Consider the following 26,710-nt stretch of genomic DNA (forward strand, 5'->3'; position numbering starts at 1 on the left):
GGGGAGCGGTGGATGACGGCACCGGATAATTGGGGCTGGAAGGCCCGCGTCGGCATGTTCATCGTCGGCAGTGAGGCCGTTCCGGAAGCGGAATGGTGGGCCATGCTGCCGCCCCATACCTCGGTCCATGCCGCCCGTGTGACGGCACCCGCACCCTGGGCAGCCTGGGATGCGGACCGGACCCGGGTCACCCTGTCGGAGGATCTGGAACACGGTGCACGGCAATTCGCCTCCATGCGGCTGTCGGCGGTGGTGCTCGGCCACAGTTCCAGCAGCCTGGTCGGCGGCAAGGGCTGGGACGAAGCGGTGGTGCAGAGCCTGTCGGACATACTCGGGCCCGATATCCCGGTCACCACCAACGCGCTCGACTGTTTTGCCGCCCTGAAGGCCGCCGCGGTCAAAAGCCCGTTCCTGGTCCTGCCGCCCTGGTTCAACGACGCCACGCTCGCCGTCGGTCTCGGCTATTTCCGCGATCACGGGATCGAGCCGGCCGGCATGCTGCGTCACGATCCGGGCCCCGGCTGGCGCGATGTGCCCTTCGCCGAGATGTATCCCAAGGGTCTCGGCTTCGCGCAGCAGGTCGAGCCGCTCTACAGCCAGATCAAGGCCGCCTGTCCGGACGACGCCGACGGGGTGCTCATTCTCGGCACCGGCTTCCGCTGTGTCGGGATCCTGGCGGCGCTGGAAGAGGATCTGCGGCGTCCCGTGATCTCGGCGAATCAGGCGAGCCTCTGGCATTGCCTGCGGCTGGCCGGGCTGCGGCCGGATATCGAGGGATACGGGAGCCTGTTCGGGCGTTGATCGTCGCGCATGGGGCGGAGGCCGGCTGTCTGAACCGTGAGACAGGGGCGGTGACTCTCTTACCGGATTTTTTTTGCGCGATTTTCGGGTAAGGTATTTCGGATCGAGACCCGAGCATGAGGAATGCTTGTGTGAGTTGGCAGTACGACACCGTTGTCCAGAGTGACGAGCCATCGATCCAGAGATTCATCGATCTTTGGCAGGAGCGCCGCAACGGACAGCCGATGCCGTCCCGGAGCGCCTTCGTGCCGGAGGATCTGCGCGAGTGGTTCGGCCATGTGCTGATCCTCGACGTGATCGACGGTGGCGCGGATTTCCGGTACCGCCTGGTCGGGGTGGAGATCAGCCGGGCGCTGGGCCGGGACTATACCGGGCGGTGGATGTCCCAATGCTCTTACGATGTGCCCAGAGCTGCGGTAATTGCCGAGTTTCGCGAGGTGGTCGAGGCGCGCCGTCCGGTTCTGCGCAAGGGCCAGGTCGCCTGGGCCCCGGACCAGAGCTGGCGCAGCTTTCGCTCGGTCCATGCGCCTCTGGCCTCGGACGGCCATACCGTCGACAAGACCCTGGGGGTTTTGCTGGTTGGTCAATACGCTCTGGACAAGCTTGGCCCGTCCGGCTTCCGCTGACCCCGAGCACAGTCTTTCGCTCCGGCTGATGGCTTTTCTTGCGTTCGGTATCCCGGCCACGCCACAGTAGCCGCCGCATTTCTCACGGCTCCCGAGAGTCCTTTTTGATGATTTTCCTGAAAGCCCCCTGGCGGATCGGCGTCGATGTCGGGGGCACCTTCACCGATATGGTCGTTGCCGGTGCGGATGGCGCGCTGCATGTGTTCAAGGTGCCCTCCGTGCCCGCCGACCCGGCCCGTGGCGTGATGAACGCGGTGGCGAAGGTGGCGGCGGATCTGGGGCTGAGCCAGGGTGATTTTCTCGGCCAGTGCGCCTTCTTCGCGCATGGCTCGACGGTTGCGACCAACACCCTGCTGGAGCGCAAGGGCGTGCGCGTCGGGCTGCTGACCACCGAGGGGTTTCGGGATTCCCTGGAGATCCGGCGCGGCATCCGGAGCAATCCCTGGGACCACCGCTCGCCCTATCCCGAGGTGCTGGTGCCGCGCTCTCTGCGCCGGCCCGTTGCCGGACGGCTGGATACGCACGGCAAGGAGCTGGTGCCGCTCGATCTCGATCAGGTCCGGGCGGCCGGGGAACGGTTCCGGGCCGAGGGGGTGGAGGCGGTGGCGATCTGCCTGATGAACGCCTTCGCCAATTCGGCACACGAGGAGGCAGCGGCCGTCGCGGTCGCGGAGAGCTGGGGCGGGGACTGGATCGCCCGGTCCAGCGCCGTCGCGCCGATCATCGGGGAATATGAGCGCAGCTCGACCACGGTGGTCAGCGCCTATGTGGCGCCGCGCGTCGTCGGGTACCTGGAGGCGCTCGAGGCGACGCTGGCGGCGGGTGGCCTGCGGCACAGGCTGTTCATGCTGCAATCGAACGGCGGCGCGGTCTCGGTCGGCCAGATCGCCGAACGGCCGGTCAACCTGATCCTGTCCGGTCCGGCGGCCGGGGTCGGCTCCATGCGGCATCTGGCGGAGGTCTCCGGGCATGATGACCTGCTCTCCATGGAAATCGGCGGTACCAGCTGCGACGTCATGCTGATGGGCGCCGGCCGGATCGCCATCACCGACGCGCTCTCGGTTGCCGATTACGACCTCGTCATTCCCTCGGTCGATATCCACACGGTCGGCGCCGGCGGCGGGACCATCGCCGGGGTCGATGCTGCGGGCATGCTGTTTGCCGGGCCGGCAGGCGCGGGCGCCGATCCGGGGCCGGCCTGTTACGGTCTGGGCGGAACGGAGCCGACGGTGACCGACGCCAATCTGGTGCTCGGCCGGCTGAAGCCCGGCGCCTATGCCGGCGGCTCCGTCACCCTGGATCTGGAAAAGGCACGGGACGCGGTGCGCAGCCGGGTGGCAGAGCCGCTCGGCCTCTCGGTTGAACAGGGCGCGGCCGGGATCATCCGGCTGGTGGAGCAGAACCTGCTGCATGCGGTGGAGCGCATCTCGGTGCAGCGCGGAGAGAATCCGCGCCGCTTCCGGCTGGTCGCCTGCGGCGGGGCCGGGCCGATGCACGGAGCGCCCGTCGGCCGCCGTCTCGGCTGCGCGGCGGTCTATGTGCCGCGCCAGGCCGGTGCCTTCTGTGCGCTCGGCATGCTGCATTCCGACGTGCGGCAGGATTTCATGGATGTGCATTTCCAGGAACTCGATACGATTCCGGAACAACCTATCGAGGCCCGGTTTCGCGCGCTTGAGGCGCGGGCACGGGCTTTGCTTTCGGAGGAAGGTTTCGCGCCTGAGGCGATGCGGACCGAGCGGGAACTCGACCTGCGCTATGACGGCCAGCAATGGGACCTGCGCATTCCGGTGGCGCCGGAGCATGGCCCGGCCGAGATCCGGGACAGCTTCGAGCGGGAATACGAGCAGCGTTTCGGCCATCTGGTGCCGGGCGGGCGGATCCTGATCGCCGCGCTGCGCGTTGTCGGCAGGGGACTGCTGCCGCCTCTGGCCGCCGCGACAGTGCCGCCGGCCACGCTGCCGGCCGCGCCGGTCGAGCGCCGGCCGGTCTTCATCGATGCGCGCCGGGGCACCCTGATGGCGGAGATCTATCGCGGTTCTGCCTTGCTGCCCGGCCATGTCCTCTCCGGACCCCTGCTGATCGAGGAGGAGACGACGACGATCTTCGCCGGGCCGGACGACCGGGTGACGGTGGATCGGGCGGGCAACTATCTCATCACTTTCGCGGACAGGGAGGACGCGGCATGAGCGCGGCAGTGACAAAGGCCGCCGATCCGGTCCTTCTTGCTCTGACGCAGAACCGGCTCGACCATATCTCGCAGCAGATGGGCCATGTCATGGTCCGGACCGCACGCAGCCCGATCTTCAGCCAGGCGCACGACTTCACCTGTTTCATTGCAGGACCGGACGGGCGGGTGACGGCCCAGGCCGACGGCATTCCGATCCATAGCGGCGGCGGCGGCTTCGCGGCGCGTGCGATCCTGCGCGATTTCGAGGGCGATATCGCGGATGGCGACGTCTTCCTTCTGAACGACCCCTGGGCGGCCGGCGGCAACCATCTGCCCGACTGGGTCATCGCGCGTCCCGTTTTCGTCGAGGGCCGCCTTGTCTCGCTGGTCTGCAACCGGGCACACCAGTCCGATATCGGCGGCGGCGCGGCGGGGACCTACAATCCGGAGGCGACCGAGGTCTGGCAGGAGGGGGTGCGGCTGCCGGTGCTGAAGCTGATCGAGGCCGGAAAGGTGCGGCGCGATCTCTGGAAGCTGCTGCTGCTGAACACCCGGACGCCGGATCTGCTGGAAGGCGATCTCGGCGCCATGCTGGGCTCGACCAGGATCGGCGCCGAGCAGGTCGCCCGCCTGGTGACGGAGCTCGGCGTCGCGCGGGCGCTCGGCTGTTTCGACGGCATCCTCGCCCATGCCGCCGGCCGCATGGGGGCCGCGCTCGCCGAGGTGCCGGACGGCGTCTATGAAGGAGAGGAGCGCAGCGACAACGATTGTTTCGAGCTGCGCGACATCTGGGTCCGGGTCCGGGTAACCATCGCCGGGGGCCGGGCGACGGTGGATTTCACCGGCACCGATCCGCAGATCCGCGGCTTCAAGAATTCCACGGTGGCGAACACCCATTCCGCCGTCTACACCGCCTTCGCCTCCTTCTTCGATCCGGCGATCCCGCGCAACGAGGGCACCTTCTCCGTCATCGATATTGTGGCGCCGGAGGGCAGCCTGGTGAATGCCCGGGAAGGCGCGGCGACGACCATGGACACGGTGTTCGTGGCGCACGAGATCATTCACGCGGTCTGGAAGGCGCTGAACCAGGCGGCGCCGGACCGGGCCGCCGCCGGCTGGGCGAAGAACATTTTCGGCGTGACCTCCGGCCGGGAGCCCGGGGCGGAGGGCGCGGACGGGCGGCCTTATGTGTTCTATCACGGGCTGGCGGCGGCCGGGGCCGGCGCGGTCGAGGGCCGGGACGGGTTCAACCAGATCGGCCATCTCTGCACCCTTGGCGGCCTGACAATCTCGAACGCCGAGACCTATGAGCGGCTCTATCCGGTGCATTTCAACCGCCAGGAACTGCGCTGCGACGGCGGCGGTGCCGGGCAGTGGCGCGGTGGTACCGGCGCCCATTACGATGTCGAAATAAAGACGCCGGCGCTTTATTCCTTTCGTGGCGAGGGACTGCGCTACCGGACCGGCTTCGGCGTCAAGGGCGGGGGCTGGGGCGCCGCCGGCGAGATGCATGTCCAGGAGGGTGACGGTGCGCCCGCGCCGGCCCCCAAATTCGGTCTCAAACGCCTGGGCGCGGGCCGCCTGACGGCGGACTCCCCGGGCGGCGGTGGCTGGGGCGATCCCATGAGCCGGCCGGTGGACACGGTCTGGCGGGACTGGCGAGACGGGCTGGTCTCGACAGAGGCCGCGCGCACCCGGTACGGCGTTATCCTGACGGGCGATCCGGATGACCCGGAAGCGACCCTCGCAGTGGCCGTCGACCAGATTGCAACCGCAGCCCTGCGCAAGCGGTGACGCTCACCGCGCGGCTCTTCGGCGCACCGCACGCAAGGCGGTCGGCATGTCGCGGTCATAATCCGTGATGTAGTCGCGGGTCAGCGGCACCGCTTCCTGGTCGAGCGCCATTTGCACCTGGAAGACCATGTGGCCGAAGCGCCGGAAAGCGAGTTCGGAGCTGACCAGATAGAATTCCCACATCCGGCAGAAGCGCTCGTCGTAGAGAGCGGCCATGGCGTCCCACCCGGTCATGAACCGGTCACGCCAGTGCCGGATGGTCTCGGCGTAGTGCAGGCGCAGGATCTCGATGTCGGTCACCCAGAGCCGCTGCTGCTCGATCTCCGGCAACACTTCCGAAAGCGCCGGCGAGTAGCCGCCGGGGAAGATGTAGCGGCGGATCCAGGGATTGGTGAATCCGGGCCCTTCGGCCCGGCCGATTGAATGCAGGAGCGCGATGCCGTCCTCCGCCAGGGTGCCCCGGACCTTGGCAAAGAATTCGCCATAGTGACTGACGCCGACATGTTCGAACATGCCGACCGAGACGATCCGGTCGAATTTTTCCGTGATCAGGCGGTAATCCATCAGCTCGAAACGGACCTTGTCAGACAGGCCGGAGGCCGCGGCCCGGGCAACCGCACTCTTGTGCTGCTCCTCGGACAGGGTGACGCCAATCACCTCGACATCGGCCATCCGGGCGAGCGCGATGGCGAGGCCGCCCCAGCCGCAGCCGATATCCAGCACCCGCTGTCCCGGCTGCAGTAGAAGCTTTGCCGCGATGTGCCGGATCTTCGCTTCCTGGGCGGCATCGAGGCCCATGTCGGGTTGCGGGAAGTAGCCGCAGGAATATTGCCGTTGCGGATCGAGGAAGGTGTCGTAGAGCGCGCCCGAGAGATCGTAGTGATGGGCCACGTTCTGGCGGGCGCGGTGGACCGGGTTGTATTGCTGCAGACCGCGCACCGCGCACCCGACGGCATGGATCACGCGCTGCAGCGGCCGGCCCTCCAGACGCTGGTAATTCACCATGCCGATCTCGACCAGATCGTACAGCCTGCCCTCCTCAATGCTCAGCCGCCCGTCCATATAGGCTTCACCGAGGGCAAGCTGTGGATGCAGTGCAAGCTGCAGATCGGTGGCCCGGTCATGCACCCGGACGGTGACGCGCGGCGCGCCCGATCCGGCGGTCCGGCGCGCGCCGCCGGGGCCAATGACTGTAATGGTCCCGGTCTTGATGATCCGGGACAGAAGACCCGCAAACAACATCTGTCCGCTCCCCATCTGCTCTGAATGCGATGGCGTGGACCGCTGCGGTCAACCTTTCCGATTCCCGCAATCTTGAAATGACACGGTCCGAATATGGTTAAGAATGCGACAATCCTGCGAAAATTTCAAATCGCTATATTGGCGATGGGGAAAGTCAGGAATGGGAATAATTGCCGGGCATGCTCGGCATGCGGACGGGATGTCGGATGCCGGGTCTTCCATACCGCAAACATCATGCGCAACATCGGCGCGCCGGACGCGTCTGGTCTTGACGCCGGCTCGGTGACATTCTCATACAGGGGTCATATCACCCGCTATATTAGGCACTCTTTTCTTCTGCCGGAGTGACACGTATGCGCCTTGTATTCGATCATCTCGCCATTGTGGCCGCCGACCTCGGTGCCGGAGCGGACTGGGCGAAACAGACGCTCGGCGTCGATATGACGACGGGTGGCGCGCATCCGAAAATGGGCACCCATAACAGGCTGACCCGGACCGGGCCGGACAATTTCCTCGAGATCATCGCCATCGATCCGCAACAGGCCGATCCGGAGCGGGTGCGCTGGTACCGGATGGACGATCCGGAAGTTCGGGTAGCGACGATAGCGACTCCGAAGCCGCTTGCCTGGGTCGTCGCGACGGATGATCTCGACACCGTGCTAGGCGTCGCCCGCGACCTGGGCCTCGATCTTGGCAGGCCGGTTCAGGTCAGCCGGGGTGACCTGACCTGGCGGATTGCGGTGCGCGATGACGGAGATTTGCCGGAAGGCGGCACCCTGCCGGTGTTCATTCAGTGGCCGGAAGGGCCGCACCCGGCAACCCGGATGCCGGATCTCGGCCTTTCGATCGCGACGCTTGTTCTGCACCATCCCGAGCCTGACCGGCTGGGCGGATTGCTGTCTGGGCTTGGCGTGCGGGATCTGGTCCGGATTGAAGCGGGCGCGGCCGGGATCGCTGCCGAAATTTCCCGGGCAAACGGATCGCCTGTACTGATCGGCTAAGGTGAGAGCAGTGTGGGCATCATCATGTCCCGGGGCACCAGGTCCTCGAAACTGCTGTCGACTCCGAACCCGAGATCGATCAGCTCGCGGCGGACAACCAGGGACTGTCGCAGAGCAGGCTGGACCATTGCCGGGCGCCGCGCAGCGCCGATATCGGCGTCGGCAAAAAGGATGAATCCATCAATGCCCGGCTCGCCGGACAGCAGCGGAAAGGCGCACGCTTCGGCGTGGTACTCCTCGCCATTCTCATATTGTTGCAGCAGTTCGACCCGGAACGCACTTGGCGTGCTGACGACCATGTCCATCGATTGCATGGCGCGGCTTCGGCGCGCCGGATCGACAAGATCGTAATAATCCATGCCAACCAGTTTCTGAGCGAACCGTTCGCGAATTCCCTCTCCTGCAATCCGAAAGACGCAGGTGGACTCGAGCCGTATGGCCGCCAGGGCAAGGTTGGCCATGATGGATCCGAATCTGGAAATATCCAGTCCGTTCTTGGAGGGGATGCTTCCTCCGCCCTGGTGAATGAGTTCAGCGTATCCTGTTGCCAGGAGCGCGCAGCTGCGCGTCACGAAGCTTGGAAGCGCAACCGTGATGTCCGCATGATAGTCCGGTTTGCGCGAGATCCAGCGCGACATTAATGGCTTCCCCTTACTCCGCAGTGCAGCACCGTCCCCCGACGGAATTTAAGGTTCGCTGTCCACGTTATTTTCAATCGAAAGACTTACGAATTCGTAAACGACCTAAAGAGTTATGCAGGTTTCGTACCGTTCTGCCGGTCCGCCGGATATTCTTTCCAGGGCGCAGGGGCGCACGCGATGAGGCGGCGCCTTGCGATTCAACCGGGCTGGCTATATCAGTACGGCCGCCGCCGTGAGGCCGTGCGATCAAGCGCATGGGGCACGTGGAAGGCACCTGAAAACCACCCGGGCCCGTGCCAGAATGAGCAAGATCCAGAATCCGTCCCTGCCGAAAGACAAGATCAAGTTCCTGTTGCTTGAGGGGATCTCCGAGACCGCGATACGGCAGCTTGAGCTTGCCGGATATCCGTGCATCGAGCGGCAGGCGAAGGCGCTCGAGGAAGATGCGCTGAAAGCCGCGCTGAAGGATGTCAGGCTGCTTGGCATCCGCTCCCGCACGAAAATGACGGAAAGCGTCTTTGCCTCGACCGACAAGCTGATCGCGCTCGGATGTTTTTCGGTCGGCACCAACCAGGTCGATCTGGAGGCGGCGAAGCGCAAGGGCATCCCCGTCTTCAACGCACCCTTTTCGAATACCCGCAGTGTCGCGGAGCTGACGATTGCGGAGATCGTCATGCTGTTCCGGCGGGTCTTCCCGCGATCGGTGGCGGCACATGAGAGCCGCTGGGACAAATCGGCGACGGGCAGCCGGGAGGTCCGGGGCAAGACCCTGGGCATCGTCGGCTACGGCAATATCGGCACCCAGCTGGCGAATCTTGCCGAGACCATGGGTATGCGGGTGATCTATTTCGATCGCAGCGACAAGCTCAGTCACGGCAATGTGGAGCCGGCGGCGACTCTCGACGCGTTGCTGGAGGCCTCCGACGTGGTTTCCCTGCACCTGCCGGAAACCCCGGAAACCAGGGACATGATCGGCGCGCGCGAGATCGGCAAGATGAAGCCGGGTGCCTATCTCATCAACAATGCCCGGGGCACCATTCTGGATGTCGACGCACTGGCGGCGGCGCTGAAAAGCGGCCATCTCGCAGGTGCGGCGGTGGATGTGTTCCCGGTCGAGCCGAAATCGAACGCAGACGCGTTCCGGTCCCCGCTGCAGGGTCTCGACAATGTCATCCTGACCCCGCATGTCGGCGGCTCCACGGAGGAGGCGCAGGAACGCATCGGCGAAGAGGTCATCCGCAAGATGATCGAATATTCCGATGTCGGATCGACGGCCGGAGCGGTGAATTTCCCGGAAGTGCAATTGCCGCCCCGGCCTGCAGGCACCCGCTTCATCCAGGTGCAGCGGAACCTGCCGGGGGAACTTGGCCGGCTGAACGACGTGTTTGCCGCCCACAATATCAATATCGCGGCCCAGCATTACCAGACCGACGGCGAGATCGGCTATGTCGTGCTCGACGCCGAGGGCCATGTGTCCGAGGCGGACACGGTCATCCGGGCGGTCCGGGCGCTTGGCGGCACGATCCGCGCCCGGGTGCTCAACCGGGTTACCTGATCGGATTTTCCGGCCTCGCTCGGCGCGGCCCTTTATCTGCCGTGACCGGCAGGGCTAGTGTTGCGGGCAGGCGGGGAGGCCGGAATGAATACACTCATGGACATGCTGCGGCGCGACGATCTGGTCGCGCTGGCGATCTTCATAACCTGCTGGCTTGGCTACGAGACGTTTGTCGCCGTCAGGATCAGGCGTGGCCACGGTCTGCCGGCGGCGATGCAGGCCTGGCGCCGGGACTGGCTCGAGGCGGCGGCCACGCGGGAAAACCGGATCATCGATATCCAGATCCTGCGCTCGCTTGCCGGGAACTCGGCCTTCATGGCCTCGACCAGCATCTTCGTGGTCGGCGGTCTGGCCGCTGTCTTCGGGGCGTCGGAGCAGGCCGTCGCGGTGCTGAACCGGTTTCGTTTCCTGGTCGAAACAAGTCAGGACCGGTTCGGTCTGAAGATCGCCCTGCTGATCTTCATCTTCATCAATGCCTTTTTCCGGTTGGCCTGGTCGATGCGGCTGCATAACAATGCCGCCGTGGTGCTGGGCGCGATTCCGCAGCCGGAATTCGAGGATCTGCGGCAGGTCGGCCGCGAGCGGGCCGACGTGTCTGCGGAACTCACCAGCCTGGCCGCCCGGCATTACAATGGCGGCGTTCATTCCTATTATTTCGGCCTGGCGGTCTGCACCTGGTTTGTGCACCCGTTCGCCTTCATCGCCGCCTCGCTCTGGGTCGTCGCCGTTCTCCATCGCCGGGAATTCCGTTCCCGGGCGCTGCACACGGTGCGTCGGGAGCAGAGCCAGGCGGCACGGCGCACGCCGTCATAATCGATGCCGGCGCTAGAAAATGCCGGCATCGAGTCCGGCGGCCATGCCGGCGCCGAGATCGCGGCAGTCATCAATGAATTTCGGGTCAAACGTGCCGCGGCAGACAAGCGGTTCCTGAACGGCGCGCCAGCGCAGGCCGGTGGTGATCGACTGCACCGCCCGGCAGGTACCGGTGCCGTCATGGCCGGCGCGCACGAAGAGCGCGTAGGGCAGGCCCTGGGTTTCCTCCAGGCAGGGATAGTAGGTCCGGTCGAAGAAATCCTTCAGTGCCCCGCTCATGTAGCCGAGATTCTCGGTCGTCCCGAGAATGACGGCATCCGAGGCCCGCACGGCATCCGGCCCGGCATCGAAGGGCGACAGGACAGTCACGCTGACGGACCCTGCGCCGGCCTCCTCGGCGCCGGTGCGGACCGCGTCCAGAAGGGCGCGGGTATTGTCCGACGGGGCATGCGCGACGATGAGAAGTGATTTTGTCATTTCACCGATCCTAGCAAATGCAGGCCCATTCTTGCCAATGGAGAACCGCTGGAATTCCCGGCCTGTGGCTCCATATTGTGGCAGGGCCGCTTGCAGACCGGTTGCGACCGCGTAGAGTTGCCGCCAACAGCAGCGGTTGATCCCGCGCCCCGACATTGGAGACTCCCCGTCTATGCCTGACAGCCAACACACCAGTTCAAATGACGTGATCGAAACCCTGCTGAACCGGGTGAGCGTCCGCAAATACACGGATCAGCCTGTCAGCGAGGACATGCTCGACACGATCCTGAAGACAGCGTTCCGTGCCCCGACATCCTCCAACATCCAGACCTACAGTGTTGTCGTGGTGCGGGACCAGGAACGGCGCGACGCGCTGATGGCGGCCTGCGGCAACCAGCGGCACATCGGAACGGCGCCTGTCTTCCTCGCCTTCTGCGCCGATCTTACCCGGATCGAGAATGCCGTTGTCCGCAACGGCCACAACCTCGACAGCAACAATCTGGAAACCGGCCTGGTGTCCGCCCTCGATGCCGGGCTGGTCGGCATGTCGGCCTATCTCGTGGCGGACAGTCTCGGGCTCAAGGGCGTGATGATCGGCGGTGCCCGGAACAAGCCGGTCGAAGTCGCCCGGATTCTCGGCCTGCCGAAGCGGGTCTTCTGCGTCTTCGGCATGTGCCTCGGCTGGCCGGCGGAAGCGCCAGCCCAGAAGCCGCGCATGGAGTATGACAGCGTGGTGCATTTCGAGCAGTACGGGAAAAGCCGGACCGGCGCGGACGCGGCGGCAATCGTCGACAGTTACGATATGGCGCTTGCCAAGCATTATCGTTCCCAGGGCCGCGAGACCACCGACGCGTCCTGGTCCGACGATATGGACAAGAAATTCGCTCCGCCGCTGCGGGACGATCTGCGCGAGCGTCTGAAGGAACTCGGGTTTGATTTCCGCTAGAGCGGGGTAACCGCCGGGCCGGACTGTAAGGGGAGGACCACAATGGACTGGAAAGATCGCCGGCGCCGGTTTCGCGGCGTGATCGCAGGGGAGCGCTGCATCCGGCCGGGCTCGGTGCATGATGCCCTGTCCGCCCGGATCGCCGAGGATCTCGGGTTCGAGGCCGGCATGCTTGGCGGCTCCGTTGCGTCGCTCGCGGTGCTCGGGGACCCGGACGTCATGGTCCTCACCCTGAGCGAGCTTGCCGGGCTGGTGCTCCGCATCAACCGTGCGGGCTGCCTGCCGCTGATGGTCGATGCGGATCACGGTTTCGGCAATGCGCTGAACGTGCGCCGGACGGTCGAGGAGCTGGAGACGGCGGGCGCCGCGGGACTCTCGATCGAGGATACGGATCTGCCGGAGCCTTTCGGAAGCGGCGGAAAGCCCCGGTTGCTCAGCCTTGATGAGGGGGTCGGGAAAATGCGGGCCGCACTTGCCGGCCGGCAGGATCCCGAACTTGTCATTGCCGGCCGGACCAGTGCCGCCGGTATCAACGGAGTGGCGGACGCGATCGAAAGGGCGAAAGCCTATGAGGATGTCGGTGTCGACGTCATCTTCCTGATCGGCATCAAGACCCGGGCCGAACTCGACGCCGTCTCGCAGGCAGTCCGCAAGCCGCTGATCCTCGGTGGCGTCCCGTCGGAACTGGATGACTGGGAGTATCTCTCGGCCCGCCGGGTCAGGATCGCGCTGCAGGGACACCAGCCGATCGCCGCTGCCGTTGCCGCCGTGGAAGCGACGCTCCGGGCCCTGCGGGACGGGGCGCATCCGTCCGAAATCGGTGGCCTGGCATCCCCGGATCTGATGCGCCGGGTGACCCGTGCGGACAGCTACGAGGAGATGGCGGACCGGGTGCTCGGCCGGTCCTCTGAGCAGGACTGAAGCGGCAAGAAATTCAGGTGATACGGCGATTCGGGAGCGCCGCCGGAAGGCAGCGGTCGACCCGATGATTATCTATGCGCGAAGGCCTCAAGTCCGGCGCCGTCGCGGTGAGTCCGGCGTGCGGCCCCGGAAAGTACCTTTGCCGGGGCGTCTAAATTTCAAAAACAAAGTGTCTTTTCAAATATTTAAAACTTATGCTGACCCCGCTGAAGCGAGTCGGGCCGGGTCGCGGGCATAACAGCCTGCAGTAGGGCGAATGAAATCGGCATTGCGTGGATTCCCTTTGGACCGGGAATACGGCAGTCTGCTCGGCACAGAGATTTGTTCGAGACCTGTAACCGGCAGCTTGGTTTGGCAAAAAACATCAAAAACCGCTCTAGCGACGATGCGGCGGAAACGGGCGCCGTGATTGGCGAAAGCGGGTTCTGCGCGGCAATCCCGCTGGAGCATCGCGGACCGGATCTCGCATTGTTGCATCGCACGCCCGGCTTCGAGGCCATGCTGCAGGGGTTCGGCATCGGCAGTCTCGAAGAGATCGTTCAGGGCTATTTTTCCCTGCTGAAGTCCGTGCTGACCAGCGGAGAGGTCCGCAACCGCAACATCCAGGCTGAATTTGCGGGTTACCAGCGCTTCCTGCGTATCGATGTCTATCCATGCCGCGATCCGGAGCAGAGAATTTCCGGAGTGAGTGTGGTCGCGACCGACAATACGGCGACGGCCCGCCGGGAGAGTGCCATCTTGCGGAACCTTGAGCTGGAACGCTCCAGGTTCGACGATTATCCGGTCGCCACCACGGACGAGGACTGGACCGGCGTGCGGCGGGTGCTGGAAAGATTGAAACGGGACGGCCATACCGACATCCCGGCCTATGTCAGGGCGAATCCCGAAATCTTGATCGATCTTGTTGATGGCGCCCGGGTCGTGGACCTCAACGAAGCGGCGGTGAGAACCTACAATGCGCCCGACAAGCGGGCTCTGATCGAGCGCTTCAACCAACAGCCGGATCTTTCCACCTATAATCCGGAAACCGGTTACTCGGACATATTTGTCGAGCTGCTCGCGCGCTTCTTTGACGGCGAAACCAAGGCCGTCATCGAGGGCTGGGACAAGACCTTCGACGGGCAGGACGTGTATCTGCGCACCAGCACGAGCATCATGCCCGGCTTCGAGGAGAACTGGGGCTGGGTGCTGCAGACGGTGGAAGACATCACCGACCGCAAGGAGATCGAGGATCAGCTCCGGAAAGTGCAGGAGCGCTACGAACTTGCGGTCGAGGGCGCGCGTGACGGGCTGTGGGACTGGCATCTCGCGGGCAACGAGTTCTTCGCGTCCGCGCAGATGTGCCGAACGGTCGGCTGGGGAAATGAATCCCGGATCATGCCGGGCCGTGAATCCTTTGCCTATATCCATCCGGAGCACCGGAAACCCGCCCGCCGGGCTCTGATGCGGAAGCTGCGCGACGGCGCGGACGGTTTTTCGCTGGAATACCGGATCATGGACCGTGACGGCAGCCCGGCCTGGGTTGCCAATCACTTCAAGATCGTGCGCGATGCGGCAGGCCAGATCGTCCGCATGGCCGGCTCGGTCACAGAGGTCACGGCGCGAAAGATACACGAAGACGAACTGCGCGCGGCCAAGGAGCAGGCCGAGTTCGCCAACCGGGCAAAGTCTGAATTCCTCGCCAATATGAGCCACGAGCTCCGGACGCCGCTGAATGCGATCCTCGGGTTTTCGCAGACCATTTCAGCCGAGATGTTCGGAGCCCTCTCGAACCCGCGATACAAGGAATATGCGGGTGATATTCACGGCAGTGCCGTGCATCTGCTGGAATTGATCAACGATATTCTCGACATGGCCAAGATCGAGGCAAACGAGTTCATCGTCTCCGAAGATCTGTTCGACGCCAACTCGGCGATCAGCCGCTGCGTCCGCTTCATGAGCGAACGCGCGTCGCGGAAGAGGATCGAGATTGCCGTCTCGATTGCCGAGACGGGGCTGGCAATGGAAGCGGACCAGCGCATGTTCCGCCAGATTCTGCTCAATTTGCTGTCCAATGCGGTGAAATTCACGGAAGAGGGCGGCAAGGTCTGGATCGAGGGCGGCGAGATTATTGACGGCTTTCTGGAATTCCGTATCGGCGATACCGGTATTGGCATGGCGCCGGGGGATATCGAGGTGGCACTGACGCCGTTCGGGCAGGTCGGGCGGGGCCGTCTGGTGGCGCAGGAAGGGTCGGGCCTCGGCCTGTCCATCGTCTCCCGGCTGATGGACCTGCATGGCGGAGCGCTGCGCATCGACAGTGAAGCCGGGCGGGGGACCCTGGTTACCCTCCGGTTCCCGGAGGCCCGTTCACGTCAGATCTGAGCGGCCGTGCGTGCCGGAATGCGGTCCGGTCACGGTGCTGTGAATTTCTTTCATGTGCGGTGTGGCGCGGCGTAGATTATCTCCAACCTGACCGGTCAGACAGATGTGGCGAGGATTCAGGTGATTGACGAAACCGAGGTTAGCGGCGTGGCGCAGAGCAACGGGAAAGGGAGTGTCGTCGGCAAGCGCGGATGGCCCTCCCGTCTGGCGCCGGTTTTTGGTCTCGGGCTGGCAATGGCGCTGTTTTTCGGTCTTGGCCTCGACCGTTATGTCAGCCTGGAGCTGTTGCGTGAAAATCGAGACGTCCTGACCGGCCTTGTCGCAGATCACTATCTGCTGGCAATGCTGGCTTTCATTGTCCTGTATGCCGTGGTCACCGGGCTTTCCGTGCCGGGGGCTGCAGTATTGACACTGAGCGGCGGATTTCTGTTCGGGGTCGTTGGCGGAACGGCCTATGCGGTTGTCGGTGCGACGATTGGCGCGACAGCGGTGTTCTGGGCCGCACGCACGGCCTTCGGAGACGTGTTGCGGGCCCGGGCCGGCAAGGCGATCGGCGCCATGCGCGAGGGTTTCCGCAAGGATGCCTTCAGCTACCTGCTTTTCCTGCGCCTCGTTCCGGCCTTTCCGTTCTTTGTCGTGAATCTGGTCCCGGCCTTTCTCGGGGTTTCCACCAGAACCTATGTGCTGGCCACGATCATCGGCATCATCCCAGGCGGATTCGTCTTCGCGACCGTTGGTGCAGGCCTCGGCAGCATCTTCGATCAGCAGGGGGAAATCGGTCTCGCCGACATCATGACTCCGGAGATCATTCTGGCGATGGTCGGGCTCGGCGTCCTGGCGCTGGTTCCTGTGGCCGCCAAGCGCTTCCTGGGCCGCCGCTAGTATCCTGCCCGAGACCGCGGGCCGGGCAGGATTCCGGAAAATCGATCGGGCGGCGGGTCACCGGTGCGGCGATGGACCGCTTCGTCAATTCGATTGCGCTCCCTTCCCAACATTCCCATGTTAGTGCGGACTTCTGAGCAACGGGAATGAGTGATGGCACAAAAGCACGATCTGAACTGGGACGACGATATGCCGGCAAAGCGGCGGGCGATCGGCCCCTTGGTCGCCCGGCTCGGCGGTTACGGTCTCGGGATCCTGATTGTCGCCGTCGCGGGCTATTATCTTATCGGCATGATGCTGACGCACCGGATCTCGGATGACGTCGACCAGGCTTTGAGCGAGACCCCTCCGGGTGCCAGCCGGGCCGTCCAGATGGCGGCGGACCTGATCCACCGCGAGACGGAGCAGAACAGCTGGGTTGCCAATCATCCCTTCTTCCTGCCCGGCTACATGCTCGACAATATGCCGAATTTCCAGCAGGGCATCATCTATGCGCTAAGCCGTTTCGCAATCGAAATGTCGGATCAGCTTGGCCGGACGCGGGCCTCCAGCGAGGTCGACAAGGATCTGGACGATGCCGCGGGGAAACTGAAATTCCCGGGCACCATCTGGCTGTTCGACTTTGCCACATCCTGGGCGCCGACCACGCCGGCGGACAAGCAATATGCCGCCGCGCGCCGGGCCCTGCTCGCCTATAACCAGCGCCTGGCGGCAGGCGAGGCGACGTTCGAGAAGCGGGCCGACAACCTGCAGGCGACCCTTGAGCGGATGACGGCGGATCTCGGGTCTTCCTCGGCGATCATTGACCAGCATCTGACCCAGGCCGGCGGCTGGGGCATGGACACCAAGGTGGACGACATCTTCTACAACGTGAAGGGCCGGCTCTACGGCTACTACATGCTGCTGCGGGAGCTGGGTGTCGATTTCGAGCGGGTGATCCAGGATCGTGAGCTGGTATCGGCCTGGGGCCAGATGCAGGAGTCCATGCGTGCTGCCGCCGCGCTCGACCCGTTGGTGATCATGAACGGTGCGCCGGACGGCCTGATGTTCCCGAGCCATCTCTCGGTGCAGGGCTTCTATCTGCTGCGCGCCCGGACTCAGTTGCGGGAAATCAGCAATATCCTGCAGAAGTAGAAGTAACAGCCGGCACGTCTTGCGGGGACCGCCCGGTTCAGGCGTCGCCCTTGTCGTCTTTCTTTGACGGCTGCGCGGATGTATTGCCGGTGCTCAGGGCGGTCAGCTGCTGCTGCAACTGCACAATCTGCTCCTGCAGCGATTGCAGGGCATCGACAGCGCCTTGAGCCGGATCGGCGGCTTGGCCGGCAGGCGCGCTCGTTGGCGCTTCGTCCGCGTCGCTTTCCTCCGGCCGGTAGGGGGTGAACATGCTCATGGTTTTCTCGAGCATGGCCATGTTCTGCTTTCCCATTTCCTCGAAATTGGAGAACGGGAACATGCCGCCGAGAGCCTCCTGCATATAGTCGCGCGTGCGGTCCTGGTCCTTGGTGAAAGACGCCATCGCGAATTCGAGATAACGCGGAACCACCATCTGAAGATTGTCGCCGTAGAACCCGATGAGTTGGCGCAGGAAGCTGATAGGCAACATGTTTTGGCCCTTGCCTTCCTCCTCGACGATGATCTGGGTCAAGACCGGTCGGGTGATGTCCTCGCCGGTCTTCGCGTCATAGACCACGAAATCCTGGCCGTCCTTGACCATCTGACACAAGTGATCGAGCGTCACGTAGCTGCTGGTCGCCGTGTTGTAGAGACGCCGGTTCGCATATTTCTTGATGGTAATGACCCCGGCTGTCGCCGCGGCAGACCCTTCCGCACCCGTGCCCGGGTTGTTCTGGGTCGTCCTTTTGCGCTGAGTTGCCATGCCGGTTTCCCCTTGCTTCCACCCTTGTGTCCATGCCCCGTTCGGGATTCATGGTATTCGGCGATATTGCATCGCACAGTGAAAAGCGTATTCGGAAAATCCTTCGTTGCAATGCGAAATATTGCAATGATCTTTCCGGACATTGAAATTTTCGCGGGGATATTGCGGAATTCATCTGCCCCATTCAGGATTTGGCGGGTGCTGGGTACGCGTCTGGAACCGATGAAAAACTGTTGCGTAAGGAACGATGTCGAAGCAAGTCGACTACGATGCGCTGGCCCGCAGCTTTCTTGATCTCTGGCAGGATCAGGCGACCCGGATGGCCCGTGATCCGGAAATGCGGACCGTCGCAGAGCAGTGGATGGCGCTCTTCATGCCGTTTGCCCAATCGCCAGGGGAGCCGGAGAGCCCTGCCGACAGAGGCGATGACGGGTTTGCGCCGGATTATCGGGAGGGCGGTGCCGGCCGGGCACCCGGCGCTCCGCGCGAGGCTATAGGAGAGAAACGCGGTGGTGACGACGGACTCAAAGGCAACGAAGCCGGAGCGCCCGCAGAGGCTGGGGCCGCGTCCGCTGCCGCTATACCTGACGACCGCGATGCTGAACTGGAGCGGCTCGCGGCTCGCGTCAGAGAGCTTGAAGAGCGGCTTGCCGGCCTTGAGTCCCGCCCAGGAGGCGCTGCGGCGGGATCTGGAACGGCAGTTGAAAGAAAGCGCCGCGGCGACAGCCGGAAGCGGCGCATCTGAAAGCGGAGCGGATCAGGCGGAACCCGGTATCTGGCACGCCTTTGTCGGCGCCGTCGATCAGGCGATTCTGGAACGCAGCCAGGACTTGCTTGACGCCGTCCTGATGTATCGACGGCATCCGTATGTTCGGGAAACGGAACCGGCGCCGGTTGCCTGGCGCGCCGGCAGCACGGCGCTCCTGGACTACGGAACGCGGACTCTCGACGGCCCCCCCGTGCTCGTGGTGCCGTCGCTGATCAATCGCCACTACATCCTGGACCTCAGGGCCGACCGGTCTCTGCTGCGCTATCTGGAGAGCCGCGGTTTCCGCCCGTTCGTGGTGGACTGGGATCGTCCCGGACCGCGCGAGAGCCGGTATACCCTGACTGACTACGTCGCCGGCCGCCTGGACCAGGTCCTTGACGCTGTCCGCTCCATCACCGGAAAGCCGCCCATCCTGCTCGGATACTGCATGGGCGGGCTGCTCGCTCTGGCCCTGGCGACCCGGCGTCAGGCCGACATAAAGGCGCTCGGGCTGCTGGCGACCCCGTGGGACTTTACCGCCGGCGCGTCGCCCGTTACCGCGTTCCTCCCGCTCATGAGACCGTTCCTGACGACGGCTTCCGATCGCGGGCACGAGGTCGGGACCGATTTTCTGCAGGCATTGTTCCACATGCTGGACCCGATGCTTGTCATCAAGAAATTTCTTCGCTTCCGGTCGCTGGATGCCGACGGTGCCGAAGCGGTGGATTTCGTCGCGCTCGAGGACTGGCTGAATGACGGGGTGCCGATGTCCGGGCCTGTCGCGTCGGAAGCCATTCTTGGCTGGTATGGAGACAACACACCGGCGCGGCTGGCCTGGAAGATCGCCGGACGCGTCGTCGATCCGGCCGATATCACCCTGCCGACCTTCATCACCATACCGTCGCGGGACAGGATCGTTCCGCCGCCGTCGGCCGAAGCACTGGCAGCGGCTTTGCCGCATGCCGAAACTCTGCGTGTGCCGCTCGGCCATGTAGGCATGATGGTAAGTTCGAATGCCGAGAAAGCTGTTTGGGAACCGCTTGCGGCATGGATGGAGGAGACAATCAGATGAGTAGCGTGGTGTCCGGCATGAATGAGGCGGACAATACAGACCCCTCGGAACGGTTCTTGTGCCTGCACGAGATCGTCGAGGCGGCGGAGCAGGCACTGGACCAGAACATCTGGAACTACCTGCGTGGCGCGACGGAAACCGAGACGACGATGAAGCGGAACCGGCAGGCACTGGACAGCGTGGCGTTCCGTCCCCGGGTCCTGAATGACATGCGCGAAGTCGCGGTCGGCGGGCGTCTGCTTGGCAAGGACCTGGCTTTGCCGGTCCTGCTGGCACCGGTCGGCTCGCTGGAGAGCTTCGAGTCGGGCGGCGGCAAGACCGCGATGCGGGCGGCGGCGGAGTTCGGCAATGCCCTGATGCTGAGCAATGTCGGTACCATTCCGATCGAGGAAGTCGCGGCCGAGGCCGACGGGCTGCTGATCTCCGCTCTGTACAAGCGCGGCGACGATGGCTGGCTCGACGAGCAGGTGCAGCGGGCGAAAGACACCGGCTGCTTCGCGGTCTCGCTGACGGTCGACAGTGCCTATTACAGCCGCCGCGAGCGGGATATCGCGGCCCGTTTCGTCAAGCCGTGGCGGGCCGGTTCTGGGGCGGACTGGCAGGCGGCGCTGAACTGGAAGGATGTGGAGCGTTTCAAGGAGACGTACGACATCCCGTTGATCCTGAAGGGCATTGCCACGGCCGAGGATGCGGCGATGGCGGCGGAGCGGGGTGTGGACGTGGTCTATGTTTCCAACCATGGCGGCCGGCAGCTCGATCACGGGCGCGGGTCGCTGGATGTCCTGCCGGAGGTGGTGGATGCGGTTGCCGGACGGGCCGAGATCGTTGTCGACGGCTCGATCCAGCGCGGCACGGACCTGGTCAAGGCCATTGCGCTCGGGGCCAGTGCCGTTGGCATGGGGCGCCTGTTCTGCTGCGGTCTGGCCGCCGCCGGTGATGCCGGTGTGGTGCGCATGCTGACGCTGCTGCGGGACGAGGTGCGGACGGCTGTCGCCCTGCTCGGCGTGAACAGCCTTTCCGAGGTTGGCGCCCGGCACGTGCATGCGGCCGGCCCGGTTGCGCCGCCGGACGTGTTCAGTGCCTTTCCGCTGATCGGCGCGTACCCGTCGCAGCCTTGACCGGGTTTTGATCTAGCGCAAAGTCCCGGTCACGGTTTACGTGTATGGACCCGATGTGTGACGGTGTTCGGAGCGGAGCGCCGTCACAGACCGGTCTCCGAATTGGCTAAGGCGCGCCAGGAGCGGCGCAAGGGAGAATGATTATGACCGATGTGGTAATTGCCGGGGCTGCGCGAACCCCGATCGGCGCGTTCGGCGGCGGATTGAGTTCCCTGTCGGGAGTGGATCTGGGCGTAATCGCCATCAAGGAGGCGCTGCGCCGCGCCAATGTGGAGGCCGGCGAGGTCGACGAGGCGATCCTCGGGCAGGTGCTGACCGCAGCCGCGGGCATGAATCCGGCGCGTCAGTCGGCCATCGGCGCCGGTATCCCGCAGGAACGCACGGCGATCACCATCAACCAGGTGTGCGGCTCCGGTCTGCGCGCCGTCGCCCTTGGCGACCAGGCGATCCGTGCCGGTGACAGCAGGATCGTGGTCTGCGGCGGCCAGGAAAGCATGAGCAACGCACCGCACGCGCAGAATCTGCGCAACGGCTACAAGATGGGCGACGTGCAGTTCATCGACACCATGATCAAGGACGGGCTCTGGGATCATTTCAACGGCTATCACATGGGCAACACGGCGGAAAACGTCGCGGCCAAGTGGCAGATCACCCGGGAAGAGCAGGATGCCTTTGCCCAGGCGTCCCAGAGCAAGGCCGAAGCGGCGCAGAAGGCCGGCAGGTTCGCGGATGAGATCGTTCCCGTAACGATTTCCGGCCGGAAGGGCGAGACCGTGGTCGACATGGACGAGCATCCGCGTCACGGCACCACGATCGAGGCGCTCGGCAAACTGCGCCCGGCTTTCACCAAAGAGGGCACCGTCACGGCCGGCAACGCGTCCGGCATCAATGACGGCGCGGCCATCGCCATTCTGATGAGCGGAGACGAAGCGGCAAAGCGTGGCATTGCGCCGCTTGCCCGCATCGTCTCCTTCGCCACCCGCGGTGTCGATCCCGCCATCATGGGCTCAGGGCCGATCCCGGCGAGCCGGGCGGCGCTCGAGAAAGCCGGCTGGTCCGCAGGCGATCTTGACCTGGTCGAGGCGAACGAAGCCTTCGCGGCGCAGGCCTGTGCCGTGAACAAGGATCTCGGCTGGGATCCCGCGATCGTGAACGTCAATGGTGGCGCCATCGCCCTCGGACATCCGATCGGTGCGTCCGGCTGCCGTGTCCTGATCACGCTGCTGCACGAGATGCAGAAGCGGGATGCGAAGAAGGGCCTGGCAACGCTGTGCATCGGCGGCGGCATGGGCGTTGCGCTTTGCGTCGAGCGTGACTGAATATTCTCGATAATACCTGAGGCGGAACCGGAGGGGCCGGTTCCGGATTTCTCTCAACATGTATTGGCAAGATCAAAAGAAACTGGAGGGAATAATGGGACGCATCGCAATCGTAACGGGTGGAACCCGCGGCATCGGTGAAGCTATCAGCCTTGGCTTGAAGGAGGCTGGCTGCAAGGTTGCCGCAAATTACGCGGGCAATGACGAGCGGGCAAAGGCCTTCACCGAGCGCACAGGTATCCCTTCCTATAAGTGGGATGTTTCCGATTTCGACGCCTGTGCCGCAGGCGTGAAGCAGGTCGAGGCCGATCTCGGCCCGGTCGATATCGTGGTCAACAACGCGGGAATCACCCGGGACGGCACGATCCACAAGATGGATCACAAGATGTGGCAGGAAGTGATCGATACCAATCTGGGCGGGTGCTTCAACATGTGCCGGAATGTGATCGAAGGCATGCGGGAGCGGAAGTTCGGCAGGATCGTCAATATCGGTTCGATCAACGGCCAGGCGGGACAATATGGCCAGGTGAACTATGCCGCCGCCAAATCCGGTATCCACGGTTTCACCAAGGCGCTGGCCCAGGAAGGCGCCCGCTCCAACATCACGGTGAATGCCATCGCGCCGGGTTATATCGATACCGATATGGTTGCCGCCGTGCCGGCAAACGTGCTCGAGAAGATTGTCGCCCGGGTTCCGGTCGGCCGGCTCGGCCATGCCGAGGAGATCGCCCGCGGCGTGGTGTTCCTCTGCGCCGACGATGCCGGCTTCGTCACCGGATCGACCATGTCGATCAATGGTGGCCAGCACATGTACTGATCGGGCGCGGGCCGGAAACCGGCCCGCCTCCGCCTTCCGTCAGCCAGTCAGGGAAACGCTCATGGGTGCCACGGTCACGCCGGTCCCGTACGAGGACGCATCGGACGAGGTCCGCGCGGTCTATGACGACATCATGTCGTCCCGGAACATCGATTTCATACCGAATGTCTGGCGCACGCTGGCGTCCCATCCGCCGACCCTGGCCCGGGTCTGGTACGGGCTGAAAGAGGTCATGGCGCCGGGTGCCCTCGATGCCCGGACCAAGGAAATGATCGCGGTCGCGGTCTCGGCGACGAACGGCTGCGAATATTGCACCCGCTCACACACGCGGCAGGCGCGCGGCCACGGCATGACCGAGGAAATGTACGGCGAACTGATGGCCGTCATCGGCATGTTCAACCAGACGAACAAACTGATTGAGGGCTACCAGGTCGAAGTGGATGATTTCCTGAAAGAGGTCTGAGCGCGCTTTCAGGGTACCTTCGGCATCACGTCGAGCCGGACGACGGCGCCCTCCAGATCCGGTGACGGCGCCGGGTAATAGTCCATCACCAGCGGATCATGACCGGGCACGATGTGATCCGGGCTGTCCGCCAGCAATTCCAGCGTGTTGAAACCGTTCATCATGGCGCCGAGATCGTAGCAGATCACGAAAGGCTTCCGCTCGCGGATATTCTCGTAGAAATGCGCGCAGTCCGAGGCCAGCACGACCCAGCCGCGCGCGGTCCGGACCCGGACGCACATCAGACCGGCGGAATGGCCGCCGATCTTGTGGATGCTGAGGCCGGGCGCGAGTTCCGCATCGCCGTCATGGAACTTTGCCTGACCGCCATAGACCTTGCGCACCATGGCCACCACATCCTCGACCTCGAAGGGCCGCTGTATCGCCTCGAAGCACATGCAGCGGCCGGTGGCGTAGGACATTTCCGAATCCTGCAGATGGAAGGTGGCGTTCGGAAACTCCCCGATCCCGCCGGCATGGTCGTAATGCATGTGCGTGATGATGACGTCCTCGACCCTGGCCGCGTCGATCCCCAGCAGGGCCAGCCCTTCGGTCGTCGAGCGCAGCAGGGGAGAGCCCCGCTTCAGGGAGGCAACCTCGCCGAACCCGGTATCGACGACGAAGGTGCGTTCCGCGTTTCGGATCACCCAGACGAAGTAATCGAGCGGCATGGGGACGTCGTGGGCGTCCGGAAAAACGAAGTTCTCGTTCCGCTTGCGTGTGGCATTGTGAGCGTAGCGCACCGCGTACACTTCGTAAGTCTGCTCGCCGGCCATCTGGTTCCTCCCCGGTGAAGTCGTTTCTGAGTCGAACTATTTTAAAACAGCCTATTATGCCAAGCCATTGCCAGTCGCCGAAAAATATGGAATAAATCACTTTTGTGTTGAAAATCAGATGTTTAGACAATTGATGAAAAATTTTAATCGAGATTTATTTATTGTCTGACGATATCGCCACAATGGATGGTTGGCGCCGGGCAAGGGAAACCAAAGGGGGGACGGGAGCAAATGTTCTCGAAGTTTAACGACTTGAAGTTCGGCGTAAAACTGCTGATTGGCATCGGCGGGATTCTGATCCTGCTGGTGATCAACAGTGTTGCGTCATTTTCAGGTCTTTGGCAGGTGGCCGGCGCATTGACCCGTTATCAGCAGCTGACCGGGCAGGCCTCTCAGGTGACCGCCGCGCGGGCGGATCTGCTTGAAGCCGCGGCAGAAGTGAAGCAGTTTCTGATCGATGGCAGCGCCGAATCCGCTGAAAATGCCTATACGGGCATTTCCGCGGTGCGCAAGGATCTCGAGATTGCCGAGAGCGGGGCGGCGACGGATGCGGCGCGCAACCGCCTGGCCGGTATCCAGATGAAGCTCGCTGGCTACGAGGCTGCTTTCGAGGCCGTCGTGGCGAGCCGGGCACGCCGTGACACGGCGATCGCAGAGATCAACCAGCTTGGCTCGGAGCTCGAGCAGAAGCTGACATCGATCATGGCGGATGCCAACGAGGCCTACGATGCGGAACTGGCTTTCAAGGCCGGGCAGGTGCTGCGCAGTCTCTTGATCCAGCGCGCCGAACTGAATCGCTACCTGCTGGACCAGAAGGCCGAGACCTTCAGCCTGGTCGAGGCGGAGCAGGCCCCCCTGGCGACCAGCTTTGACGATCTGATCGGCAATCTTCAGTTCGGCCAGGACGATGAGCTGACCGAGGCATTGAAGAGCAGCGTTGCCGCCTATCAGGCGGGACTGCTGTCTGTGCGCGATCTTGTCGTTTCGCTCAACGTGATTCTCGATGAAGAGCTGCGGCCCGCTGCAGCCGACATCCTTGCGGATGCAGCCGGCGCCTATGGCGCGATTCGGGACGAGCAGACCATGATCGGAACCGAAGCCGGGGACGATATCAGGAATACCGAGATTCTTTCCATTGTCGCGACCGTCGTCTGCGTGGTGATCGGGTTGGTGGCGACCGCCCTCATGGCGCGCGGCATATCCGGACCGGTGAGAGCATTGACCCAGGTGATGGGGCGGCTGGCGGCCGGCGAGTCGCGCACCGACGTACCGATGACCGACCGCGGCGACGAGATGGGTGAAATGGCGAAGGCGGTTCTGGTTTTCCGTGAAAGCATGCAGAAGGCGGAAGAACTTCAGGAGGCTTCGCGCGCCGACCAGGAACGGCGCGCCAAGCGTACCCGCCGGATCGAGGAGCTGACCCGGGATTTCGACAGCACGGCCACGGCCACGCTCGAATCGGTCTCGGCCGCAGCCGAGACCCTGCGCGGTTCCGCCAACAGCCTGACGGAAACCGCGGACCGCTCCAGCAACATGGCCGGCATGGCCTCTTCGGCCTCGAACCAGGCAACCGAGAATGTGCAGACCGTGGCCAGCGCCGCCGAGGAGCTCTCCGCGTCCATCACGGAGATTTCACAGCAGGTCTCGCGCTCCACGCAGGTGGCCGATCAGGCGGTGCAGGATGCGGAGCAGAGCCGCGTGCTCGTCGACCGGCTGGCGGACAATTCCGCCAAGATCGGCGAAGTGGTGAAGCTGATCACCGACATCGCCGAGCAGACCAACCTGCTCGCCCTGAACGCGACCATCGAGGCGGCCCGTGCCGGCGAGGCGGGCAAGGGATTTGCCGTGGTGGCCTCCGAGGTGAAGAACCTGGCCACCCAGACGGCCCAGGCGACAGAGGAAATCTCGACCCAGATCCAGACCATCCAGGACGATACACAGCATACCGTTTCCTCCATCCAGCACATTGCCGACCGGATCGAGGAGATCAACAGGATCTCCGCCGGGGTGGCGACAGCGGTGGAAGAGCAGAGCGCGGCGACCCAGGAGATTGCCCGCAATGTGAGCGATGCCGCAGCCAGTACCGGATCCGCCAACGAGAATATCAGCGGGGTCAGCGAGGCGACGCGGGAGACCACGGCGATCTCGGGAGAAGTGCTGAGCGCGTCTGAACAGGTCTCCGCGAAATCCGGAGACCTGAGCCAGGTGGTGCAGCGGTTTCTGGCTGAAATGCGGACGGTCTAGGCCGCGCC

24 protein-coding genes are annotated in these 26,710 nt (G+C 64.0%); 19 read left to right on the top strand and 5 right to left on the bottom strand.

Annotation, left to right across the window (positions count from 1 at the left end):
* The first annotated feature begins 12 nt into the window (after positions 1–12).
* From RH950_RS17665 to RH950_RS17680, 4 genes are all read left to right on the top strand, one after another.
* Entirely contained in the window at positions 13–801 is a 789-nt protein-coding gene (locus RH950_RS17665; protein ID WP_350059050.1) for a maleate cis-trans isomerase family protein, read from the top strand.
* A gap of 131 nt (positions 802–932) precedes the next feature.
* The gene (locus tag RH950_RS17670; RefSeq protein ID WP_350059051.1) at positions 933–1,427 is read left to right on the top strand and encodes a PAS domain-containing protein; all 495 of its coding nucleotides are present in this window, start codon (positions 933–935) and stop codon (positions 1,425–1,427) included.
* Positions 1,428–1,534: 107 nt separating this feature from the next.
* Positions 1,535–3,613 (top strand): hydantoinase/oxoprolinase family protein, encoded by a 2,079-nt coding sequence (locus tag RH950_RS17675; RefSeq protein WP_350059052.1) that lies wholly within the window; start codon positions 1,535–1,537, stop codon positions 3,611–3,613.
* Positions 3,610–5,388 carry a hydantoinase B/oxoprolinase family protein gene (locus RH950_RS17680; protein WP_350059053.1) on the top strand — a complete coding sequence of 593 codons (1,779 nt, stop codon included), beginning with the start codon at positions 3,610–3,612 and terminating at the stop codon, positions 5,386–5,388. The genes RH950_RS17675 and RH950_RS17680 overlap by 4 nt, the downstream gene beginning before the upstream one ends.
* A 3-nt stretch (positions 5,389–5,391) precedes the next feature.
* On the opposite strand, the gene RH950_RS17685 is transcribed toward RH950_RS17680, so the two are convergent.
* A complete protein-coding gene (locus tag RH950_RS17685) occupies positions 5,392–6,630 on the bottom strand; it encodes a class I SAM-dependent methyltransferase (RefSeq protein ID WP_350059054.1) in 1,239 nt (412 codons plus the stop codon).
* Positions 6,631–6,983: 353 nt separating this feature from the next.
* On the opposite strand from RH950_RS17685, the gene RH950_RS17690 reads away from it, so the two are divergent.
* Positions 6,984–7,631 carry a VOC family protein gene (locus RH950_RS17690; RefSeq protein WP_350059055.1) on the top strand — a complete coding sequence of 216 codons (648 nt, stop codon included), beginning with the start codon at positions 6,984–6,986 and terminating at the stop codon, positions 7,629–7,631.
* On the opposite strand, the gene RH950_RS17695 is transcribed toward RH950_RS17690, so the two are convergent.
* Positions 7,628–8,269, bottom strand: a complete 642-nt coding sequence (locus RH950_RS17695; RefSeq protein ID WP_350059056.1) for a PAS domain-containing protein — start codon at positions 8,267–8,269, stop codon at positions 7,628–7,630. The genes RH950_RS17690 and RH950_RS17695 overlap by 4 nt on opposite strands.
* A gap of 304 nt (positions 8,270–8,573) precedes the next feature.
* On the opposite strand from RH950_RS17695, the gene serA reads away from it, so the two are divergent.
* Complete coding sequence (gene serA, locus RH950_RS17700) at positions 8,574–9,827, top strand: phosphoglycerate dehydrogenase (protein ID WP_350059057.1); 1,254 nt, start codon at positions 8,574–8,576, stop codon at positions 9,825–9,827.
* A gap of 84 nt (positions 9,828–9,911) precedes the next feature.
* Positions 9,912–10,640 carry a DUF599 domain-containing protein gene (locus RH950_RS17705; protein WP_350059058.1) on the top strand — a complete coding sequence of 243 codons (729 nt, stop codon included), beginning with the start codon at positions 9,912–9,914 and terminating at the stop codon, positions 10,638–10,640.
* Between the two features lie 12 nt (positions 10,641–10,652).
* Here RH950_RS17705 and RH950_RS17710 read toward each other — a convergent pair whose 3' ends face one another.
* Positions 10,653–11,117 (bottom strand): flavodoxin family protein, encoded by a 465-nt coding sequence (locus RH950_RS17710; RefSeq protein ID WP_350059059.1) that lies wholly within the window; start codon positions 11,115–11,117, stop codon positions 10,653–10,655.
* A gap of 172 nt (positions 11,118–11,289) precedes the next feature.
* Between RH950_RS17710 and RH950_RS17715 the strand changes: the two genes are divergently transcribed.
* The 5 genes from RH950_RS17715 (at position 11,290) to RH950_RS17735 (ending at position 17,364) form a co-directional block, all read left to right on the top strand.
* Complete coding sequence (locus RH950_RS17715) at positions 11,290–12,063, top strand: NADPH-dependent oxidoreductase (RefSeq protein ID WP_350059060.1); 774 nt, start codon at positions 11,290–11,292, stop codon at positions 12,061–12,063.
* A 42-nt stretch (positions 12,064–12,105) separates the two neighbouring features.
* A complete protein-coding gene (locus tag RH950_RS17720) occupies positions 12,106–12,984 on the top strand; it encodes an isocitrate lyase/PEP mutase family protein (protein ID WP_350059061.1) in 879 nt (292 codons plus the stop codon).
* Between the two features lie 351 nt (positions 12,985–13,335).
* Entirely contained in the window at positions 13,336–15,348 is a 2,013-nt protein-coding gene (locus tag RH950_RS17725) for a PAS domain-containing sensor histidine kinase (protein ID WP_350059062.1), read from the top strand.
* Between the two features lie 120 nt (positions 15,349–15,468).
* A complete protein-coding gene (locus tag RH950_RS17730) occupies positions 15,469–16,230 on the top strand; it encodes a TVP38/TMEM64 family protein (protein WP_350059063.1) in 762 nt (253 codons plus the stop codon).
* 153 nt (positions 16,231–16,383) lie between these two features.
* Positions 16,384–17,364, top strand: a complete 981-nt coding sequence (locus tag RH950_RS17735; protein WP_350059064.1) for a DUF2333 family protein — start codon at positions 16,384–16,386, stop codon at positions 17,362–17,364.
* Between the two features lie 37 nt (positions 17,365–17,401).
* Here the strand turns inward: RH950_RS17735 and phaR are convergent, their stop codons facing one another.
* Positions 17,402–18,106: a polyhydroxyalkanoate synthesis repressor PhaR gene (phaR, locus tag RH950_RS17740; RefSeq protein ID WP_350059065.1), complete on the bottom strand. Its 705-nt coding sequence runs from the start codon at positions 18,104–18,106 to the stop codon at positions 17,402–17,404.
* Between the two features lie 247 nt (positions 18,107–18,353).
* Between phaR and RH950_RS17745 the strand changes: the two genes are divergently transcribed.
* From RH950_RS17745 to RH950_RS17770, 6 genes are all read left to right on the top strand, one after another.
* Positions 18,354–18,851: a hypothetical protein gene (locus tag RH950_RS17745; protein WP_350059066.1), complete on the top strand. Its 498-nt coding sequence runs from the start codon at positions 18,354–18,356 to the stop codon at positions 18,849–18,851.
* Entirely contained in the window at positions 18,808–19,926 is a 1,119-nt protein-coding gene (locus tag RH950_RS17750) for an alpha/beta fold hydrolase (RefSeq protein WP_350059067.1), read from the top strand. Before RH950_RS17745 ends, RH950_RS17750 begins: the two co-directional genes overlap by 44 nt.
* Positions 19,923–21,044 carry an alpha-hydroxy acid oxidase gene (locus RH950_RS17755; protein ID WP_350059068.1) on the top strand — a complete coding sequence of 374 codons (1,122 nt, stop codon included), beginning with the start codon at positions 19,923–19,925 and terminating at the stop codon, positions 21,042–21,044. Before RH950_RS17750 ends, RH950_RS17755 begins: the two co-directional genes overlap by 4 nt.
* Before the next feature lie 143 nt (positions 21,045–21,187).
* The gene (locus tag RH950_RS17760) at positions 21,188–22,363 is read left to right on the top strand and encodes an acetyl-CoA C-acetyltransferase (protein ID WP_350059069.1); all 1,176 of its coding nucleotides are present in this window, start codon (positions 21,188–21,190) and stop codon (positions 22,361–22,363) included.
* A gap of 94 nt (positions 22,364–22,457) precedes the next feature.
* Complete coding sequence (gene phbB, locus RH950_RS17765) at positions 22,458–23,180, top strand: acetoacetyl-CoA reductase (protein ID WP_350059070.1); 723 nt, start codon at positions 22,458–22,460, stop codon at positions 23,178–23,180.
* Between the two features lie 61 nt (positions 23,181–23,241).
* The gene (locus RH950_RS17770; RefSeq protein WP_350059071.1) at positions 23,242–23,643 is read left to right on the top strand and encodes a carboxymuconolactone decarboxylase family protein; all 402 of its coding nucleotides are present in this window, start codon (positions 23,242–23,244) and stop codon (positions 23,641–23,643) included.
* 8 nt (positions 23,644–23,651) lie between these two features.
* Here RH950_RS17770 and RH950_RS17775 read toward each other — a convergent pair whose 3' ends face one another.
* A complete protein-coding gene (locus RH950_RS17775; RefSeq protein WP_350059072.1) occupies positions 23,652–24,458 on the bottom strand; it encodes an N-acyl homoserine lactonase family protein in 807 nt (268 codons plus the stop codon).
* Positions 24,459–24,689: 231 nt separating this feature from the next.
* Here RH950_RS17775 and RH950_RS17780 point away from each other — a divergent pair, with 231 nt between their 5' ends.
* A complete protein-coding gene (locus RH950_RS17780) occupies positions 24,690–26,702 on the top strand; it encodes a methyl-accepting chemotaxis protein (protein WP_350059073.1) in 2,013 nt (670 codons plus the stop codon).
* The last annotated feature ends 8 nt before the right edge of the window (positions 26,703–26,710 follow it).

The organism is Nisaea sp. (genome assembly GCF_040217065.1).
Lineage (GTDB): Bacteria > Pseudomonadota > Alphaproteobacteria > Thalassobaculales > Thalassobaculaceae > Nisaea.

What these genes read in the sequence shown, in the direction of transcription:
- RH950_RS17675 (WP_350059052.1), top strand. Translation starts at nt 1,535, where the DNA reads ATGATTTTCCTGAAAGCCCCCTGGCGGATCGGCGTCGATGTCGGGGGC.
- RH950_RS17690 (WP_350059055.1), top strand. Translation starts at nt 6,984, where the DNA reads ATGCGCCTTGTATTCGATCATCTCGCCATTGTGGCCGCCGACCTCGGT.
- RH950_RS17755 (WP_350059068.1), top strand. Translation starts at nt 19,923, where the DNA reads ATGAGTAGCGTGGTGTCCGGCATGAATGAGGCGGACAATACAGACCCC.
- RH950_RS17715 (WP_350059060.1), top strand. Translation starts at nt 11,290, where the DNA reads ATGCCTGACAGCCAACACACCAGTTCAAATGACGTGATCGAAACCCTG.
- RH950_RS17710 (WP_350059059.1), bottom strand. Translation starts at nt 11,117, where the DNA reads ATGACAAAATCACTTCTCATCGTCGCGCATGCCCCGTCGGACAATACC.
- RH950_RS17760 (WP_350059069.1), top strand. Translation starts at nt 21,188, where the DNA reads ATGACCGATGTGGTAATTGCCGGGGCTGCGCGAACCCCGATCGGCGCG.
- RH950_RS17735 (WP_350059064.1), top strand. Translation starts at nt 16,384, where the DNA reads ATGGCACAAAAGCACGATCTGAACTGGGACGACGATATGCCGGCAAAG.
- RH950_RS17775 (WP_350059072.1), bottom strand. Translation starts at nt 24,458, where the DNA reads ATGGCCGGCGAGCAGACTTACGAAGTGTACGCGGTGCGCTACGCTCAC.
- RH950_RS17745 (WP_350059066.1), top strand. Translation starts at nt 18,354, where the DNA reads ATGTCGAAGCAAGTCGACTACGATGCGCTGGCCCGCAGCTTTCTTGAT.
- RH950_RS17720 (WP_350059061.1), top strand. Translation starts at nt 12,106, where the DNA reads ATGGACTGGAAAGATCGCCGGCGCCGGTTTCGCGGCGTGATCGCAGGG.
- RH950_RS17705 (WP_350059058.1), top strand. Translation starts at nt 9,912, where the DNA reads ATGAATACACTCATGGACATGCTGCGGCGCGACGATCTGGTCGCGCTG.
- RH950_RS17665 (WP_350059050.1), top strand. Translation starts at nt 13, where the DNA reads ATGACGGCACCGGATAATTGGGGCTGGAAGGCCCGCGTCGGCATGTTC.
- RH950_RS17780 (WP_350059073.1), top strand. Translation starts at nt 24,690, where the DNA reads ATGTTCTCGAAGTTTAACGACTTGAAGTTCGGCGTAAAACTGCTGATT.
- RH950_RS17680 (WP_350059053.1), top strand. Translation starts at nt 3,610, where the DNA reads ATGAGCGCGGCAGTGACAAAGGCCGCCGATCCGGTCCTTCTTGCTCTG.
- serA (WP_350059057.1), top strand. Translation starts at nt 8,574, where the DNA reads ATGAGCAAGATCCAGAATCCGTCCCTGCCGAAAGACAAGATCAAGTTC.
- RH950_RS17685 (WP_350059054.1), bottom strand. Translation starts at nt 6,630, where the DNA reads ATGTTGTTTGCGGGTCTTCTGTCCCGGATCATCAAGACCGGGACCATT.
- RH950_RS17695 (WP_350059056.1), bottom strand. Translation starts at nt 8,269, where the DNA reads ATGTCGCGCTGGATCTCGCGCAAACCGGACTATCATGCGGACATCACG.
- phaR (WP_350059065.1), bottom strand. Translation starts at nt 18,106, where the DNA reads ATGGCAACTCAGCGCAAAAGGACGACCCAGAACAACCCGGGCACGGGT.
- RH950_RS17770 (WP_350059071.1), top strand. Translation starts at nt 23,242, where the DNA reads ATGGGTGCCACGGTCACGCCGGTCCCGTACGAGGACGCATCGGACGAG.
- phbB (WP_350059070.1), top strand. Translation starts at nt 22,458, where the DNA reads ATGGGACGCATCGCAATCGTAACGGGTGGAACCCGCGGCATCGGTGAA.